Here is a 14,658-nt window from a genome sequence, read left to right on the forward strand (position 1 = left end):
TGTTGGAGATGGATGTGCAGAGCTTTAAAACGGTTTTGTTTTGTTCATTCTTTGACAGGAATCTGTTAGGGAAAGTAAAAAAGCCATCTCATTCGGGATAGCTTTTGTATTGTTTTTTGATAGATTTCTATGGGAAAAGAGGCAGTGGATCAACAGGCCCGATAGGCTCAAGAACCCTTGGCTTGCAATATCCGGTATTGACTTCACATCTTCCGTTGATGCATATGTAATCAGTCATGGTGGTTGATCCGTCAGGGCATCTGATCATAGCTTCACCGTGGCATCCACCGTTACATAATGCAGGGTATAAATATCCACCGGATATTTCTTTCAGTTCTGTTCTCGAAAGTTTAGATAAATTCATTTTTTTCATGGAATTATTTTTTTTGGTTATTTTGTATGATGTTGAAAATGAATCTCTAATATAGTGAAAATAAATCACATTAGTGTTATATAATTTGTTTTTTTGAATTTTTAAAAGAGCATAAAGGTGTTTTTTAATAAGAAATCCTCTGTTAGTTTATACTTATTTTATTATTTCCTGTAATTCTGCTTCTAATTCCTGCTTTTCTTTTTCTGTGTAAAGTTTTGAATTCACCAAAGATGTCTTAAATTTTTCGACTGTCTGAAGGTAATTCTGTTTTAATTGAATTTGAGCTTGTATGATGTATAAAAAGCCTTGTGAAAAATTGGGGTAAGAATCCATTAATATTTGCCAGGCCTGAATAGCTTTATCATATTGTTTTTCATTATAAAAATACCATCCCTTACCATTTAAGGCACCAATTGAAAAATTGAGTCTGATTCCGTAATGGGATAATATTTTTTGCTCAAGAGATTTTTTACTATTTAAGTCTTTTTGTTTATTGGAGGAATATTCTGCCTGAAGAGCAGACCATTCTTCAAATATGTCATAAAGTGCTGTATTTATTAATAAACCGGGTGTTGCGTTGTGATCAGCTGCTTTAAATCGATATCCTTTAATGTCTAAAAAAGGATTGGGGATATTCTTTTTTATGACAGAATCCATCTTGGCAAAATCCTCCGGATAATCGTTACCAATTCCGAAACGATAATATTTTTTAGAATAATAGGAAAGGCTGTTCATTTTGCTGATGGAATCCGTTAAGTCAATATTTTTCTGAAAGAAAAAAGGGCTCATAGCAATCACACCGTTCAAATCATTGACTCTTGAATTAAAAACAGAAGTTGTGAAATAGCCATATCTTGAATGGCCAATTAATATCCTGAACTTTGAAGCCTTGTAATCTTTTTCGGCAAGAGGGATAAGTTCCCCAAAAATGAATTTTTCATTTTCAAGCGCAAGACCGTTAGATTCAGAGGTTTTGTATTGTGTTTCATGATAACGGTAACGCTGTTCAGATTCCACGCTGATTATTACAGATGAAGGCATTTGTTCAGTACTCGTCAGATAATCAATGGTATTGATGATATAATTATGACTTCTTTTGTTTTGTCTGTCAAATACAATAATTAACGGGAAATTGTTTTTTATTCCGTTTTGCCACTCTACCGGAACTGTTATGGAAATTTTTTTTCCAAATCCAAGATTTTTTGAGTGAATGGTTGTGTCTTTTAGCTTTTTATATCTTTCATAGTTTTGTGCAAATAGAGTTGTGGTAAGTAAGATAAAAAACAAAGCAAATTTTTTTGACATCTCATTTTAATTTAAATATTAGATGAATTTCATGGTGTTTGACTGGGTTACGGATTTTCCTTTGAAATTTCTTTATGATGCTTTAAATATAATGGCAGTGCGGCGGAACCATACCATGGGAAGATTTCATAGCTGAAAACGCCGGCCTGTACCGCGGGATCTGTTTTTACCCATTGTTCGGCTTCTTCCTTGGATTTTGTGTTGAAAATAAACATGCCGCGGTAGTTTTCTTTATTCTTTTCTAAAAAAGGACCTGCCACAATAATCTTTCCTTCATCAGCAAGCCTGGTGATATTTCCCATATGTCCCTTCATTAATTCCCCCATTTTGATTTTGTCTTCAATTTTTGCTGTTCCGGTGGTCAGCATAACGATGATATAGCCTTTCATACCATACTGGTCTGCTCCCAGAGATTTTGCAAGCTCTGCGTTAAATGCTGGAGAGGCGGCAGGTTTTGCAGACTCTCCTTTTTTTCCATCCTGACCTTTAGTGTACATCACGCATGATGACATTAAAAAAGAAGTCAGAAATAATGTGAACATTTTTTTCATGGGTTTTCTTTATTGATTAATCTTTTATTCTCAAAAATTCTTTAGCCAGTTCAATCATTTTAGGATCCCCGGTATATTTTCCGTGCTCATCAGACAGTTTTACGGTAGGAATCCATTCCTGATTAGGAGCCTGAACACCAATCAGTTTCATAACGATGTTCATTGGTTTTAAGCCTACATCGTTGGTAAGGTTCGTTCCTATCCCGAAAGAGATTCCTATTTTTCCCCGGCAGTAGTTGGTGATTTCTGCAACCTTTTCAAGATTCAGGGCATCTGAAAAAATAATATATTTAAACATAGGATTGATGCCATTTTTCTGATAATGGGCAATGGTTTTATCCGCAAATTCCAAAGGATCACCGCTGTCGTGGCGTACCCCGTCAAACAGTTTCGCGAATTTTTTGTCAAACTGCTGAAAGAATACATCTGTGGTATAGGTATCTGATAACGCTACTCCAAGATCACCTCTATACACATCTACCCAATGCTCTAAAGCCAGTTCATTGGCCATTTTAAAGCCGTATTCTGCAGCATGGAACATAAACCATTCATGAGCATGGGTCCCGATGGGCTTAACTCCGTATTTCATCGCAAAATGAACATTTGAACTTCCTATAAATGTAGAGTCTTTTTTCTGGGTTAAAGCTTCCATAACCAGATTCTGCACTTTATAGGAATGTCTTCTTCTTGTCCCAAATTCAGCAAAGGTTACTCCAAGTTTCCCCAATGAATCTGCTTTCTCAATGGTTTTGGTCATCACTGCTTCGTTGGAATCTCTTTCCATATGGTTCATCTCATAGTGAAGTTCGCTGATAAGTGCCAGCAAGGGAACTTCCCAAAGTATCGTTCTGTACCATAAACCTTCAACAGTTACACTAAGGTCGCTTCCTTCCTGATGGATCTTTACTTCAGACGGATCGTAATGATAACCTTCCAGAAAATCGAGATAGGGAAGATCAATATACGGGCAGGTCTTTGCCATGAATTTTTTTTCGTCTTTTGTCAGCTTCAATTCAGCCATTTTATTAACAGCTTCTTTCAGCGCTGCATCAAAGCCCGGTGGAAAATGATGTTTTCCTCTGTTGATGAATTCGTACTTTACTATAGAATTCGGGAACAACTTTACCACCGCATTCTGCATGGTTATTTTATAGAAATCGTTATCTAAGATTGAATTTAATCGTACGTCGTGCATAATATGTGTAATTTTAACGCAAATATAATCATTAAAAATAAAAATCGCCTAAATGTAAGACGATTTTTTTTATTATTCAGATGGTTTTACAGGTTACTTCCCTAAATAAGAGTTGTACATCCATACTTCTTTCTCCTGTTCTGTGATGTAATCGCTCATCTGAGAATTGGTTCCTTCATCTCCTGCTTTATCTGTAATATCCAGAAGTTCTCTCTGAAGATCAATAACCACTTTGAATGAATTTAAGATAAGTTCAACGCTTTTTGCTGCATCAGATACTTCTTTGCTTTCTTTAATAGTAGCCACTTTTAGGTAATCAGAATAATTGTGAGCCGGAGTAGCTCCCAAGGTAAGAATTCTTTCCGCAATCTCATCAATCTTTAATACCAGGCTGTTGTAAAGCTCCTCAAATTTTGGATGAAGGGTAAAAAACTGGTCACCTTTGATATTCCAGTGTGAACCTCGTGTATTCTGATAGAACACGGAATAATTGGCTAAAAGGATATTTAATTTTTCCGAAATGTTTTTACAGTCGGCTTCTTTCAGGCCGATAATGCTTGCATTTTTCATACGTTTATTTTTTATACTAACAAATTTAGAAAATATTGTGCCGAAAAGCCTGTATTGCCAATAGATGATAACTATAAGAAAATGTTTTAAAATAGTTTGGAGATATAGCCGAAAAAGAAAAAGAGCTATGATAAACGAATAGTGAAATAAAACAATTTCTTCCTTATCCATCGGTTTACACTTCACGATGCTTATCTTTGAAACTTTATATTGTATTTTATAATGGAAGCATTCCGAAATATAGGATTACGCAGCTTTCTGCTGTCTTTCGCTGTTTTTTTCTCAGTCTGTTTACTGTATTATATCAGTTCGGTTCTGAAAACAGACGGACATTATGTATATCTTCTGGATGATGCTTATATCCATCTTGCAATGGCGAAAAACTTTGCAGTGTATGAGGTTTGGGGAATGACCAGATATCAGTTTTCCTCTACCTCTTCATCACCTCTTTTTACCTATATGCTCAGTGTACTGATTAAGGTTTTTGGAAACAATGACCAGATTCCTTTATACTTTAATGTGATTTTCAGCATCGGGCTTCTTTATATTCTTTCAATATATTATGCTGATATTCTTAATGACGTAAAAAGAACTGTTTTAGCGGTACTCTTCACCGTATTTTTTATTGTTCTTCCGCTCCATCTTCTTTCGGGAATGGAACATGTTTTTCAGGTATTCCTTTTTGTGATTAATATTTTCTGCTTTTACAGGCGCGGCCAGAGCAGGGCTGCTGAATACGGTTTTTATCTCAGTCTTTTACTCATGGGACTGGTGCGTTTTGAAAGCATGTTTTATTTTGTGATTCTGGCAGTCATGTTTGCTGTGGTAAGAAAATGGAAAGAGGCAGCGCTGGTTTTAGTGTTGGGATTTATACCTATTGCTGCTTTCTGTATTTTCAATGAGCGGCAGGATGGTTATTTTTTTCCTAATTCTGTAGTGGTAAAAGGAACAAAATTAAGTTTTGATTCCAATATAATAGAGCAGTTGAAAGTTATTCTGCTGGATAATTTCCTGTTGAATATCAGTTTTTATAAAGTGGGTGTTTTTCCTGTTTTGCTTTGCCTTGTCTTTATTTACAGAGATTTCAGAACGAAAACCTTTAAAAAAATGCTTGAGGATAATTTTCTTCTGATTGTATTTTCGCTGCTTATGATAGGTCACTCTATGTTTGCTGATCTGAAAGGACTTTTCCGCTATGAAGCCTATATCCTTACAGGGTTCTGCATGATCCTGATACCAAAGCTTAAAGGATTGTTCTTCAATTTAGCCCATTATATTAAAAAAGAAAGGGTAATCAGTGTACTCATTACGGCCAATATTATACTTCTTATATATAAAGGAAGTGTTGCACATAAAGTAATGAATAACGGAGGAAAGAATATTTATGAGCAGCAGGTGCAGTCTGCGAAATTTCTGCATCAGTTTTATAATACCTCTAAAGTAGTTGCTAATGATATTGGCGCGGTAAGCTATTATACAGATATTCATTTGCTGGATATTGCAGGGCTGGGCTCTGTAGAAACCGTCCCTTTTAATGAAAACAGACGAAAGTTTGATAAGACGTTTAAAGATTTTCTTACCAGATATTGTATTGAACATCATTATGATCTTGCAATAGTATATGAAGGCTGGCTTCAGGGACAAGTTCCCCCGCACTGGAGAAAAGCGGCTGTCCTGAAGATAGGAGAAAAGGTAACTGTGGCAAGACAGGAAGTATCCGTCTATTCCATCAACGGAAAGAATCTGCAACAGCTGAAACAAAATATCAGAAAATTTAAGTGGAATAAAAACGTTACCGTCACAATCACCGATTAAATGTAAGTGTCTGTTAATTAAATTTTAATAAAAAAGATTATTTGCAGATAACTACTTGTTAATTAAAAAAAAATTATTATTTTTGCACCCTAAAATAAAAAGCAATTAAATGCCTACTATTCAACAATTAGTAAGAAAAGGAAGAGCCACGCTTGCCAAGAAGAGCAAATCGGCTGCCCTTGATTCTTGTCCACAAAGACGTGGTGTATGTACGAGAGTATATACTACTACACCTAAGAAACCTAACTCTGCACTTAGAAAAGTAGCGAGGGTAAGACTTTCTAACGGTAAAGAAGTGAATGCCTATATCCCGGGCGAAGGACACAATCTTCAAGAGCACTCGATAGTATTGGTTAGAGGCGGAAGGGTGAAAGACCTACCGGGAGTACGTTACCACATCGTAAGAGGTGCATTAGACACCGCTGGTGTAAATGGAAGAACTCAGAGAAGATCTAAGTACGGAGCGAAGAGACCTAAACCAGGACAAGCAGCTGCTGCTCCTGCAAAAGGAAAGAAAAAATAATCATTAAATAAGGTACAGAAACAATGAGAAAGACAAAAGCGAAAAAAAGAGCGTTGTTACCAGATCCGAAATTTAATGATCAATTGGTAACGAGATTCGTAAACAACTTAATGCTTGACGGTAAAAAGTCAATCGCATTCAAAATTTTCTATGATGCATTAGATATCGTAGAAACTAAAAAAGGAGATAACGAAAAAACTGCACTTGAAATCTGGAAAGACGCATTAACAAATGTAATGCCTCACGTAGAAGTACGTTCCAGAAGAGTAGGTGGAGCTAACTTCCAGATCCCTATGCCAATCAGAGCTGACAGAAAAATTTCTATGGCAATGAAATGGTTAATCAAGTATTCTAAAGCTAGAAATGATAAGTCTATGGCTTTGAAATTAGCTAACGAAGTTGTAGCTGCTTCAAGAGAAGAAGGTGCAGCTTTCAAAAAGAAATCTGATACTCACAAAATGGCGGAAGCTAACAAGGCTTTCTCACACTTCAAATTCTAATCTGAAATGGGAAGAGATCTTAAATATACAAGAAATATTGGTATCGCTGCTCACATTGATGCAGGTAAGACTACCACTACAGAAAGGATTCTATTCTATACAGGGGTAAACCACAAAATTGGAGAAGTTCACGATGGTGCTTCTACAATGGACTGGATGGAGCAGGAAGCAGAAAGAGGTATTACCATTACTTCTGCAGCTACCACTTGTTCTTGGAACTTTCCAACAGATCAAGGAAAACCTGTTGCTGAAACTAAACCTTACCACTTCAACATCATTGATACACCGGGACACGTTGACTTCACTGTAGAAGTAAACAGATCTCTGAGAGTATTGGATGGATTGGTATTCTTATTCTCTGCAGTAGACGGAGTAGAGCCTCAGTCTGAAACAAACTGGAGACTTGCTGACAACTACAAAGTTGCTAGAATGGGATTCGTAAACAAAATGGACAGACAGGGTGCTGACTTCCTTAACGTGGTAAACCAGGTTAAAGAAATGTTAGGATCTAATGCCGTTCCAATCGTTTTACCAATCGGTGCTGAAGAAGATTTCAAAGGTGTTGTTGACTTAATTAAAAACAGAGCGATCATCTGGGATGAAGCAGGACAAGGAGCTACTTTCGAAGTAGTGCCAATTCCTGAAGATATGAAAGATGAAGTTCTTGAATATAGAGAAAAACTAGTAGAAGCTGTTTCTGAGTATGACGAAACTTTGATGGAGAAATTCTTTGAAGATCCGGATTCAATTACAGAAGAAGAAATCAATGCTGCATTGAGAGCTGCTACTATCGATTTATCTATTATCCCAATGACTTGTGGTTCTTCATTCAAGAATAAAGGAGTACAGTTTATGTTGGATGCAGTATGTAAATACCTGCCTTCTCCATTGGATAAAGATGATATCAAAGGTACTGATCCAAGAACAGACGCTGAAATTACAAGAAAGCCATCTGTAGATGAGCCTTTCGCAGCTCTTGCATTTAAGATTGCTACTGACCCGTTCGTGGGAAGATTGGCATTCTTCAGAGCTTACTCTGGAAGACTGGATGCAGGTTCTTACATCTTGAACACCCGTTCAGGAGATAAAGAAAGAATCTCAAGAATCTATCAGATGCACGCTAACAAGCAAAACCCGGTAGAATATATTGAAGCTGGTGATATTGGTGCAGCAGTAGGATTCAAGTCTATCAAAACCGGTGATACGATGTGTGATGAGAAAAACCCAATCGTTCTTGAATCGATGGTTTTCCCTGATCCGGTAATCGGTATCGCTGTTGAGCCTAAAACTAAAGCTGACCAGGATAAAATGGGTAACGCTCTAGCTAAATTGGCTGAAGAAGATCCAACGTTTACTGTAAGAACTGACGAGGCTTCTGGACAAACGATCATCTCTGGTATGGGTGAGCTTCACTTAGATATCATTGTAGACCGTATGAAGAGAGAATTCAAGGTTGAAGTAAACCAGGGACAACCTCAGGTAGAGTACAAAGAAAACTTAACAAAAGTTGCCAGCCACAGAGAAGTTTACAAAAAGCAGTCTGGAGGTAAAGGTAAATTTGCTGACATTGTATTTGAACTAGGACCTGCAGACGAAGGTAAAGTTGGTTTAGAATTCATCAATGAGATCAAAGGTGGTAACGTTCCTAGAGAATTCGTTCCTGCTATTGAAAAAGGATTTAAAGCTGCAATGAAGAACGGTCCTTTGGCTGGTTTCGAAGTTGAAGGTATTAAAGTTACTCTTAAAGATGGATCTTTCCACGCGGTGGATTCTGACGCTCTTTCTTTCGAAATGGCTGCTAAGCTAGGATTTAAAGAAGCTGGTAAAGCTGCTAAACCGGTAATTATGGAGCCTATTATGAAACTGGAAGTTGTAACTCCGGAAGAATATATGGGTAACATCATTGGTGACCTTAACAAGAGAAGAGGTACTATCAGTGGCCAGGAAGAGAAAAACGGAGCTATTGTAATCAAAGGTTCTGTTCCACTTTCTGAAATGTTTGGATATGTAACAACTCTAAGAACACTTTCATCAGGAAGAGCTACTTCTTCTATGGAATTAGAGAAATACGCACCAACTCCACAAAACGTTGCTGAAGAAATCATAGCTAAAGCAAAAGGTTAATTTTTAAACTAAAGAAATGTCACAAAGAATCAGAATAAAACTAAAATCTTACGATTACAACTTGGTAGACAAGTCTGCTGAGAAAATCGTAAAAACGGTAAAGGCTACTGGTGCTGTTGTAAACGGACCAATTCCATTGCCAACGAATAAGAGAATCTTCACAGTGTTGAGATCTCCGCACGTAAACAAGAAAGCAAGAGAGCAGTTCCAATTATCAGCTCACAAGAGACTAATGGATATCTACTCTTCTTCTTCCAAAACTGTTGATGCTCTAATGAAATTAGAACTTCCTTCAGGAGTAGACGTTGAAATTAAAGTGTGATAACTGCATACTTTGCAATGATTATAAAATCCGTCCCTTTTTAGGGGCGGATTTTTTTATTTACCGGCTTTTCTGCAAACTGATCAAACAGAATAACTTTTTTTGAAAATTAATTATCCTTAATTATATCGATGCTTCAGAATGATGTTCTTGTTCACAGGGCTTATCTGTTAGTTTATTTTGATCGTTTCTAAATTATAAATATTGATTTGATATTGATTACTCTAAGTGAGGTGATATATGTCAGTCTTATGTATTTATTTAGAATTAATAAAAATAATAATTTTGCAAAAAATAATCAGATGAATAAAGTAGTATCCTTTTCTCTGCTTGTATTGGGTGGGGTTTTTGCAAACGCACAGCAAGTGAATGATTCTATTAAGAAATCAAAAGAAATTGACGAAGTAGAATTGTTTGGTGAAAAAAAGAAACAGCCGGAAGGACTGGAAGCCATCACCAGGCTGCCTTTAAAAACCAGAGACCAGATCCAGAGTATTTCCGTGATCTCCTATAAAGTAATAGAAGACCTTGGAGGGTTAACGGTAACAGATGTTGCCAAAAACATTCCGGGTGTTACCCAGTTCGGAAGCTACGGGGGAACAAGAGAGAGTATGTCTATCAGAGGATACAGAGGAGTTCCGGTTCTGAAAAACGGGGTTCAGATGGATTCCGACTTCCGTACAGGGGCAATGCTTACTGATATGCAGGGAGTGGAAAGTATTCAGGTCATTAAAGGATCTGCTGCCGTTACGCAGGGAATCGGAGACGGATTGGGATCAGCAGGAGGAGTGATTAATGTAGTAACTAAAGTTCCTAAGTTTATCAACCAGACCAATGTGGGTTTCCGGTATGGAAGCTGGGATTTCTACAGACCAACAGTAGACTTTCAAAGAGTGCTGGATTCTCAGGGAAAAGTTGCTGTGAGATTAAATGCAGCTTACCAGAGTAATAACAGTTTCAGAAGGTTTGTGAATACAGACCGTATTTATGTAAACCCATCCATTGCCGTCCGTCCGGATGAAAAAACGGAAATCGTAGTGGAAATGGATTATATGCACAATAATACAACACCAGACAGAGGAACTGTAAATCTTGCCAAAGGTGATGTAGAAGCAATTTACAGAATGCCGGGAAGAAAATTCCTGGGGTTTGCATCAGATAATGCAAAAATTGAAACCTTTAACTTCTCCACTACAGCAACAAGAAAGCTGACCGAAAAGCTGAAACTTAGAGCAGCTTTTATGAGCTCTTCCTATCAGTCTGAAATCATTGGCGCTGCTTTAGCTCCTATCGATAGAAATAACCCGAACGAATTCCGTAACAGAACACTAACCAGATCAGACAGGGAAGATCTGAACAAAGTATTTCAATTTGATTTTATCGGGGCAGATGTGATGACCGGTTTTGTGAAACATACATTCCAGGCAGGGTTCGACTGGAAGGAGTCTAATGTTACCACAACTTCATATGATGCAACGAAAGTTATAGACAGGATTAATGTTTTAAATGACGTTAGTAATATTCTTCCTGCAGGATTTGATATTAATTTGAATTCAGCTAAAACTGTCAATACAGTTACCCCTACCATGGGATTAATGGCACAGGATGTTATCACTTTCAATAAATATGTAAAAGCTCACTTAGGAGTTCGCTACAGCCGGTTAATTGGTTCAGATAAAACTACGGATTATGCATGGAATCCTTCATTGGGAATTATGGTCTCTCCCATTGAGAACATGAATGTCTTTGGTTCCTATACCAGTACTACATCTTTAAGAAATTCTAATAACCCTTTAGTTGGAGGCGGTACAGTTGGGGCTTCCACCACAAAACAATGGGAAGCAGGAATAAAGTCTGACTGGCTGAATGAAAGACTGAGATTCAATGTTACTTTCTTTGACATCAATACAGACAATTTATCATACGAAATTATAGCTAATAATAACGGTACCGGGGAATATGCAATGGCCGGAGAACTGAAAAGAAAGGGAATGGAAGTTGAATTAATTGGTAAAATACTTCCCAACCTTCAGGTCATGACGGGATGGGCCTATGTGGATGCTCAATACCAGGACAGTCCTTCATTTGTTAATGGTTCTGCTCCGATCAATACCCCTAAGCATTCAGCAAACGGCTGGTTGAATTATAAATTTAATACAGGAATGCTGTCAGGACTGGATGTTGGTGCAGGAATTTATTATGTAGGTGTGAGACCTGTTGATGATTATAAACAAAAAGTAGTAAACACAGGTCACGTAAATGGTACACAGCCGGATGAAAAACCTTTCAATATGCCTCAGTATACTACTGTGGATGCCCAGATTGGATATACTTTTAAAAATGGATTGGGGGTAAGAGGATTCTTCAATAATATTTTTAATGCTGTAGGGTACAACTCTTACTTCAGAGGAGGCTACATCGACCAGATCCAGCCGAGAAACTTTGCGGTACAGGTTAACTATAAATTCTAATCAAAAATCATCATTATGAAAAATATGAAAACTTTATTATTCGCATTCATGATAGGGGCAGCAGTTATTTCTTGCTCCGGAGAGAAAAAGAAAGGAATAGATTACAATCAGTTCAAAACTGAAGTTAAGCTTACTCCTGAACAGGAAAAAAGTTTCGATGAGATCACTAAAAAATATCAGGATCTTCAGGAGCAGAATTATCAGGCTGCCAAAGCTCAGGGTGGAAATATGGACAGGGTGGCATTAAGTATTAAGAACGAAGAGCTCAGAGCACAGCAGTCCCTGGAAATGGCTAAAGTTTTAGATGCTCCACAGATGGAGAAATTCAATAAATTTGTTGATGAAAATTCCAGAAAAAGACCAAGATATGACAACGCTTTGCTGGAAAGAATAAAAACTGAAGCCCAGCTTTCGGAAGACGAATTCAAAGTGGTGAATGCAGCTAATGATGCCTTTGAAAAAGCATTCAATGATGCTCATGATGTTTATCACGGGAATAATGATCTGGCTAAAGAGTACTGGGAAAAGTTTGATGCCCAGAGAAAAGCAGCTATTGAAAAAGCATTAACTCCGGAACATTACACGAAATTCCAGGAAATTGTAAAAGAGGTTCAGTTCAAAGGAAGAAAGTAATTTTCCGGACAGGAAGCTGAAAGAGAGAAGGAAATGATACAAAGTTAGGAGAGAAAAGATGCCTATCCGGCATAAATATACAATGGGCTGAGATTTGTTCGACTATCAGAAACCTCTGCCATCCATCCTCCTTACTTCTTTTCCCCTATCAAAAAACATTCATTTTCAATTTTTAATAAAAACATTAAGATGGCGTTCCTGTCTTAATGTTTTTGCTTATGTTAAGCCATGAAACCACTATTTAAAAGTCTTTACCGGAAAAAGAGAAAGAATGAATCATTCCCAAAATACCTGATGTGGATCATACACCTGTGGCTGGGACTTTTATCAGGCATCATTGTTTTTGTGATGTGCTTTACCGGATGTTTATATGCCTTTAAGAGTCAGATCACCGATCTTTACAACTGGGAGAAAGTGTATATAACTGCCGGAACAAATGCTAAAACAGCGGATCATATTCAGGCTGAATTATTAAAAAACGGAAAGGAGCTGACCTCACTGTTGATCCCTGAAGGTAAAAACAGAAGCTATGTGGTTTCCTATCGGGAAAACCGGCTTGATAAAAGTGTATATTACAATCAGTATACAGGTACAATTCTCGGACAGGCTGATACAGGAGCCAATTATTTTTTTGAAGTGGTGCTTGATATTCACCGCAATCTGATGCTGGGAAATGCAGGACGCCAGATTGTGGGGGCTTCTGTATTGATGTTCTGTATACTGTTGATTTCCGGACTGGTTTTATGGCTTCCCAAAAAATTGAAATTCCTGAAACAAGGCTTAACCGTAAAATTCAAAGCTAAGTTTCAACGCGTGAATTATGACTTCCATAACACTCTGGGATTTTATACCTTTTTAATGCTGTTTTTCATGGCGGTTACTGGATTGTATGTAACCTATCCCTGGGTGAAAAACGGCCTCATTGTAAGCCTTGGAGGCTCTTCCATAGACCGGATTTCTAAAGAAAAAGATAATGGAGATGACCCTTTCGGAGGACTTCTGGAAGATATGCTTCAAAAGCAGGATGAAAAGAAAAACCTTAAAGATGTTTCAACAGCATCTGTTGATAAGATCCTGAAAATGGCAGATGAGCATCTTCCATACACGGCAGCCACCAGCATTGAACTCCCGAACAAAGACAATCCAAGGTATGTGGTGATCAAAACCAACACTCAGAACTTTTTAGGGATGATGCTTCCGGATGAAGTAACGTTTGACAAAACCGGCATCTTAAAAACAAAAGAATTATTTTCTGACAGACCTTTGAACAAACAGTTCACTGCTCTGGCTAAACCGCTTCACACGGGAGAAATTATGGGACTTCCGAGTATTATTCTGTATTTTATCATATCGCTCATTGGCTGCTCACTGCCTGTTACAGGGTTTCTGATCTGGTGGCACAGGTTTAAGAAGACAAAGTGATAAGAAATAAAGATAGAGGCTGGATGAGGGAAGTTTAGATAGTCTGTAATATGAGATTTCTAGCGTTAATGATAAATAGTTGAGAGAGATAAATATAAATTTAGACCATTAGTTTTCTAATATGTTGTATTGAATAGGATGACTATGGCCAATACGCTTAACTGCTTAAACCTCCATTATCCCTCTTCCAGCTTCCATTCCTAAAAACATCTTCCACCTTAAAATCATTTCATTGCCGGTTCATGCTAATTTTATACATTTAGATATAAAAGAATCTACAGTATGAGCAATAAAAATCATAGTTTTTTTGAAAAATTTTCAGACTGGGCTACCAAATTTACAGGGAGTTCATATGCATTCATCGGAGCAGTAGTAGTTGTATTGGGATGGGCTGTTTCGGGACCGGTGTTTGATTATTCCGAAACATGGCAGCTGGTTATCAATACCGGAACCACCATCATTACCTTTTTAATGGTCTTCCTGATTCAGAAAGCCCAGAATAAAGATTCAAAGGCGATCCAGATCAAACTGAATGAACTTATTGCAGCTCATGGAAAGGCCAGTAACAGAATTGTAGATATTGAAGATCTTACTGAAAAGGAACTCGATCAGCTTCACTGCTTTTATGAAAACCTGGCTAAGCTTGCCAAAGAGGACGCTGATATTCATACCTCGCATTCCATAGATGCAGCCCAGCATAATCAGAGTAGCAAACATGAAGCTTTTAAAGTGAAACACGAAGAATGGCTTCAGAAGCAGCAACAAAAAAAGGAATCGAACTGATTCCTTTTTTATTTGATACAATCGCCTTATTTGTTAATAAGAAACAGTGGTTATTGAAGCTCTGTTTCCGT

Annotated in this window: 14 protein-coding genes; 9 read left to right on the forward strand and 5 right to left on the reverse strand. The window is 37.4% G+C overall.

All coding sequences use genetic code 11. From position 1 onward, the window contains the following. Positions 1 to 127 precede the first annotated feature (127 nt). The 5 genes from AOB46_RS14930 to AOB46_RS14950 all read right to left on the reverse strand — a co-directional run bounded on the left by AOB46_RS14930 (position 128) and on the right by AOB46_RS14950 (position 3,994). Positions 128 to 373 carry a bacteriocin-like protein gene (locus tag AOB46_RS14930; RefSeq protein WP_062700790.1) on the reverse strand — a complete coding sequence of 82 codons (246 nt, stop codon included), beginning with the start codon at positions 371 to 373 and terminating at the stop codon, positions 128 to 130. Positions 374 to 526: 153 nt separating this feature from the next. Next, positions 527 to 1,678, reverse strand: coding sequence for a hypothetical protein (locus tag AOB46_RS14935; RefSeq protein WP_062700792.1), 1,152 nt, complete (start codon positions 1,676 to 1,678; stop codon positions 527 to 529). A gap of 47 nt (positions 1,679 to 1,725) precedes the next feature. Beyond that, positions 1,726 to 2,229 carry a YciI family protein gene (locus AOB46_RS14940; protein ID WP_241489225.1) on the reverse strand — a complete coding sequence of 168 codons (504 nt, stop codon included), beginning with the start codon at positions 2,227 to 2,229 and terminating at the stop codon, positions 1,726 to 1,728. 16 nt (positions 2,230 to 2,245) lie between these two features. Beyond that, positions 2,246 to 3,424: a nicotinate phosphoribosyltransferase gene (gene pncB / locus AOB46_RS14945; RefSeq protein WP_062700796.1), complete on the reverse strand. Its 1,179-nt coding sequence runs from the start codon at positions 3,422 to 3,424 to the stop codon at positions 2,246 to 2,248. Between the two features lie 93 nt (positions 3,425 to 3,517). Then, positions 3,518 to 3,994, reverse strand: coding sequence for a Dps family protein (locus AOB46_RS14950; RefSeq protein ID WP_062700798.1), 477 nt, complete (start codon positions 3,992 to 3,994; stop codon positions 3,518 to 3,520). A 222-nt stretch (positions 3,995 to 4,216) separates the two neighbouring features. Here AOB46_RS14950 and AOB46_RS14955 point away from each other — a divergent pair, with 222 nt between their 5' ends. The 9 genes from AOB46_RS14955 to AOB46_RS14995 all read left to right on the forward strand — a co-directional run bounded on the left by AOB46_RS14955 (position 4,217) and on the right by AOB46_RS14995 (position 14,587). After that, positions 4,217 to 5,809, forward strand: a complete 1,593-nt coding sequence (locus tag AOB46_RS14955; RefSeq protein ID WP_062700801.1) for a hypothetical protein — start codon at positions 4,217 to 4,219, stop codon at positions 5,807 to 5,809. 109 nt (positions 5,810 to 5,918) lie between these two features. Beyond that, positions 5,919 to 6,332, forward strand: coding sequence for a 30S ribosomal protein S12 (gene rpsL / locus AOB46_RS14960; protein WP_002983146.1), 414 nt, complete (start codon positions 5,919 to 5,921; stop codon positions 6,330 to 6,332). A 23-nt stretch (positions 6,333 to 6,355) separates the two neighbouring features. Further along, positions 6,356 to 6,832, forward strand: a complete 477-nt coding sequence (gene rpsG, locus AOB46_RS14965; RefSeq protein ID WP_062700804.1) for a 30S ribosomal protein S7 — start codon at positions 6,356 to 6,358, stop codon at positions 6,830 to 6,832. Positions 6,833 to 6,838: 6 nt separating this feature from the next. Further along, entirely contained in the window at positions 6,839 to 8,956 is a 2,118-nt protein-coding gene (gene fusA, locus AOB46_RS14970; protein ID WP_062700806.1) for an elongation factor G, read from the forward strand. Between the two features lie 16 nt (positions 8,957 to 8,972). After that, on the forward strand, positions 8,973 to 9,278 hold the full coding sequence (gene rpsJ, locus AOB46_RS14975; RefSeq protein WP_002661363.1) for a 30S ribosomal protein S10: 306 nt from the start codon (positions 8,973 to 8,975) through the stop codon (positions 9,276 to 9,278). Between the two features lie 302 nt (positions 9,279 to 9,580). Then, the gene (locus AOB46_RS14980; RefSeq protein ID WP_062700971.1) at positions 9,581 to 11,749 is read left to right on the forward strand and encodes a TonB-dependent siderophore receptor; all 2,169 of its coding nucleotides are present in this window, start codon (positions 9,581 to 9,583) and stop codon (positions 11,747 to 11,749) included. 15 nt (positions 11,750 to 11,764) lie between these two features. Next, the gene (locus AOB46_RS14985; protein WP_062700808.1) at positions 11,765 to 12,382 is read left to right on the forward strand and encodes a hypothetical protein; all 618 of its coding nucleotides are present in this window, start codon (positions 11,765 to 11,767) and stop codon (positions 12,380 to 12,382) included. 228 nt (positions 12,383 to 12,610) lie between these two features. Then, positions 12,611 to 13,804, forward strand: coding sequence for a PepSY-associated TM helix domain-containing protein (locus tag AOB46_RS14990; RefSeq protein ID WP_062700810.1), 1,194 nt, complete (start codon positions 12,611 to 12,613; stop codon positions 13,802 to 13,804). A gap of 282 nt (positions 13,805 to 14,086) precedes the next feature. Beyond that, positions 14,087 to 14,587, forward strand: coding sequence for a low affinity iron permease family protein (locus AOB46_RS14995; RefSeq protein ID WP_062700812.1), 501 nt, complete (start codon positions 14,087 to 14,089; stop codon positions 14,585 to 14,587). Positions 14,588 to 14,658 lie beyond the last annotated feature (71 nt).

It is taken from the genome of Chryseobacterium indologenes, from assembly GCF_001295265.1.
Lineage (GTDB): Bacteria > Bacteroidota > Bacteroidia > Flavobacteriales > Weeksellaceae > Chryseobacterium > Chryseobacterium indologenes_A.

Coding starts and splice junctions, on each gene's coding strand:
- pncB (WP_062700796.1), bottom strand. CDS start 3,424: ATGCACGACGTACGATTAAATTCAATCTTAGATAACGATTTCTATAAA.
- AOB46_RS14955 (WP_062700801.1), top strand. CDS start 4,217: ATGGAAGCATTCCGAAATATAGGATTACGCAGCTTTCTGCTGTCTTTC.
- AOB46_RS14950 (WP_062700798.1), bottom strand. CDS start 3,994: ATGAAAAATGCAAGCATTATCGGCCTGAAAGAAGCCGACTGTAAAAAC.
- rpsG (WP_062700804.1), top strand. CDS start 6,356: ATGAGAAAGACAAAAGCGAAAAAAAGAGCGTTGTTACCAGATCCGAAA.
- rpsL (WP_002983146.1), top strand. CDS start 5,919: ATGCCTACTATTCAACAATTAGTAAGAAAAGGAAGAGCCACGCTTGCC.
- AOB46_RS14935 (WP_062700792.1), bottom strand. CDS start 1,678: ATGTCAAAAAAATTTGCTTTGTTTTTTATCTTACTTACCACAACTCTA.
- AOB46_RS14995 (WP_062700812.1), top strand. CDS start 14,087: ATGAGCAATAAAAATCATAGTTTTTTTGAAAAATTTTCAGACTGGGCT.
- AOB46_RS14990 (WP_062700810.1), top strand. CDS start 12,611: ATGAAACCACTATTTAAAAGTCTTTACCGGAAAAAGAGAAAGAATGAA.
- AOB46_RS14980 (WP_062700971.1), top strand. CDS start 9,581: ATGAATAAAGTAGTATCCTTTTCTCTGCTTGTATTGGGTGGGGTTTTT.
- AOB46_RS14930 (WP_062700790.1), bottom strand. CDS start 373: ATGAAAAAAATGAATTTATCTAAACTTTCGAGAACAGAACTGAAAGAA.
- AOB46_RS14985 (WP_062700808.1), top strand. CDS start 11,765: ATGAAAAATATGAAAACTTTATTATTCGCATTCATGATAGGGGCAGCA.
- rpsJ (WP_002661363.1), top strand. CDS start 8,973: ATGTCACAAAGAATCAGAATAAAACTAAAATCTTACGATTACAACTTG.
- fusA (WP_062700806.1), top strand. CDS start 6,839: ATGGGAAGAGATCTTAAATATACAAGAAATATTGGTATCGCTGCTCAC.
- AOB46_RS14940 (WP_241489225.1), bottom strand. CDS start 2,229: ATGAAAAAAATGTTCACATTATTTCTGACTTCTTTTTTAATGTCATCA.